Raw genomic sequence first — 708 nt, forward strand, 5'->3', positions numbered from 1 at the left:
GAATGAACGTTGAATACGTTGAATTTGAGATGTGAGGCGGCACCGCGCGAGCGGTAATGGCTTGCATCGATGGCGCTTCCGGTCAGAAAATTGCTTTTACCAACCAGCGGCGCATCGCAGCTAATGCAGGGTTTACCTTCATCCCGTATCCTGATGTAACGGTTAAAGGCGGCCTGCGCCTCTTTATCCCACTGAGCTTTAGTTTTGAACGACTCACGCTTAGCCTGGCGGCGCTGGCGTTCGGCTTTATCCGCCTGGTGTTTCTCCCTGATACGCCTGGCTGCGGCTTTAATCTTTTCTTTGGCACGCAGCTCCAGAGCATAGATAGCGCCATGTTCAGGACAGCACCAGACAACGTTGCTGTAAGCAGGATGAAACCATTCCCGGCAAACTTTGCACTTACGGCGCGGTAATTTAGCCATGTTCACCCCCAGACCTTTTGGCGTAAGGATTTTGGCGTCCGCACCCGGCGTGCATATTCAGGTAATTTCGCGCTGACAGTCCAGGTAATGAAGTCAGGGTTCAGGCTCTTTTCTGTCCTTACGCCCCGCTTCTGATAATCCGATATCAGCGTGTCGGCCTGCTCGGTTGTGCAGTCGTGATGATGGAACCAGGAGTATTTCATCGCCATCACCCCGCAAAGCTCATGAGCTGGGCGGCGGCGTTCTCGGCCTCGCGCTGAGTACGGAATGTACGTGATAAAATCCA

At 53.5% G+C, this 708-nt stretch carries 2 protein-coding genes and 1 pseudogene; all 3 read right to left on the minus strand.

Features of this window, described 5'->3' with window-relative positions; all coding sequences use genetic code 11:
• Positions 1 to 422, minus strand: a 422-nt coding sequence (locus NA197_RS23365) for a recombination protein NinG (protein WP_438796708.1), incomplete at its 3' end; no start/stop codon positions are given.
• Positions 423 to 424: 2 nt separating this feature from the next.
• Positions 425 to 631: a hypothetical protein gene (locus NA197_RS23370; protein ID WP_001550288.1), complete on the minus strand. Its 207-nt coding sequence runs from the start codon at positions 629 to 631 to the stop codon at positions 425 to 427.
• Positions 631 to 708, minus strand: a pseudogene (locus NA197_RS23375) (DUF1367 family protein); the annotation flags it as partial. The pseudogene NA197_RS23375 and the gene NA197_RS23370, both read right to left, overlap by 1 nt.

The organism is Salmonella sp. NW884, assembly GCF_051700745.1.
GTDB lineage: Bacteria > Pseudomonadota > Gammaproteobacteria > Enterobacterales > Enterobacteriaceae > Salmonella > Salmonella enterica.